Consider the following 1,455-nt stretch of genomic DNA (forward strand, 5'->3'; position numbering starts at 1 on the left):
CGCGGGAGGACCCCGCGCGCCGAAGCCGGCCTCAGCTGCCGATCAACGGTCGATCGGTTGCCGATCAGGTGCTGATCAGCTGCTGGAGCTGCAGCAGGAGCAGCTGAGGGCACAGCACGAAGCACCGTCGGAGGCGCCCATGGCGGGCAGGCCGACGGTGTCCGGCAGGTCGACGGTCTCGATCTCGTCGATGGCGAAGTCGCTGAAGTCCAGAACCTCGCCGACAGTGATTCCAGTGGACATGTCCACATCCCCCTTCGCAGATTCGGGCGAGGGGATGCGAATTCGAAATGAATGCGCGAATCCGGATGCTTTCAGCACCTGGCCCCCCGCCGCGCTGATGGCCTCATCATGCTCATACGTAAGCGAATGTGTCAACGACATTGCGGAGTGTGACGTGGGGCGGGGGGCCGTCGATTGCGACGGGCCTTGCGGGCCTTCGGATCACCCCGGAGACGGTGCCGGGTTCGCGGTCACGGAGGGTGGCCGCAAGGGCCGGGGGAGCGGCCGACGGGGGCTGATATCGAGGCAATATCGGGCCGATGCGGGCGTCTCCTACCGTCACTCGGGTCAGCGGTCTCAGAGGACGGGCACCGCACCGAAGGCGAGGGAACGGCATCATGGAGTTTCGGATTCTCGGACCGGTCCACATCCTGGCCGACGGCCAGGAGGACTCGTTGAGCGGAACCAAGCAGCGGACCATGTTCGCGGCGCTGGTGATGGCGGGTGGCCGGGCGGTCTCCGACGAACACCTCGGGCGGATGCTCTGGGACTCGAACCCGCCGAGCACGGCCGGCGCGCAGATCCACACCTACGCGTCGCGGATCCGGCGGCGGGTGGGCGGCGAGGTGTCGTTGGTGCGGATTCGCTCGGGGTACAGACTCTTGGCCCAGCACGTGCCGTGTGATCTGACGCGGTTCGGCGGGCTTTCGCAGAGCGGGTTCCAGGCGCTGCGCGAGCAGCGGTTCGAGCTGGCCTCCGAGCGGTTGCGGGAGGCGCTGGCGTGCTGGAACGGAGAGGCGCTGGCCGATGTGACGGATCATCTGATCGACGCCGAGCGACCGCAGTTGGACGAGGCGCGGCTGGAGGTGCTGGAGGCCAGGATCGAGGTCGACCTGATCCTCGGCCGGCACCGGCAGTTGATCTCCGAGCTGACCGGGCTGGTGTCGCAGCACCCGATGCGGGAGCGCTTCCGGGCGCTGCTGATGACCGCGCTGTACCGGTCGGAGCGGCAGGCGGAGGCGATGTCGCTGTACCTGGACGGGCGGCGGATCCTCGCGGACGAACTCGGCGTGTCCCCGGGGCAGTTGCTCGCCCGCACGTACGAGGCGATCCTGAGCGGAGAGGTGCGGACGGTGATGCCGCACCAGCTGGCGGGCTGAGGCTCGGCGCGACACGGGAGATCGCGCCGGGCGCCGATGTCGGTGCCGGTGGGGGCGTGGGGAACGGGAGGAC

2 protein-coding genes are annotated in these 1,455 nt (G+C 68.8%); one reads left to right on the top strand and one right to left on the bottom strand.

The annotated features are described in order from the left end of the window. Positions 1 to 75: 75 nt before the first annotated feature. Positions 76 to 243, bottom strand: coding sequence for a thiazolylpeptide-type bacteriocin (locus ACFRMQ_RS40735; protein ID WP_380735975.1), 168 nt, complete (start codon positions 241 to 243; stop codon positions 76 to 78). Between the two features lie 377 nt (positions 244 to 620). Between ACFRMQ_RS40735 and ACFRMQ_RS40740 the strand changes: the two genes are divergently transcribed. Further along, a complete protein-coding gene (locus ACFRMQ_RS40740; RefSeq protein ID WP_380735976.1) occupies positions 621 to 1,382 on the top strand; it encodes a BTAD domain-containing putative transcriptional regulator in 762 nt (253 codons plus the stop codon). The last annotated feature ends 73 nt before the right edge of the window (positions 1,383 to 1,455 follow it).

Source organism: Kitasatospora sp. NPDC056783, assembly GCF_042789895.1.
GTDB lineage: Bacteria > Actinomycetota > Actinomycetes > Streptomycetales > Streptomycetaceae > Kitasatospora.

Bases quoted from the DNA above. Each gene is read 5' to 3' on its own strand.
- ACFRMQ_RS40735 (WP_380735975.1), bottom strand. From the start codon at position 243: ATGTCCACTGGAATCACTGTCGGCGAGGTTCTGGACTTCAGCGACTTC.
- ACFRMQ_RS40740 (WP_380735976.1), top strand. From the start codon at position 621: ATGGAGTTTCGGATTCTCGGACCGGTCCACATCCTGGCCGACGGCCAG.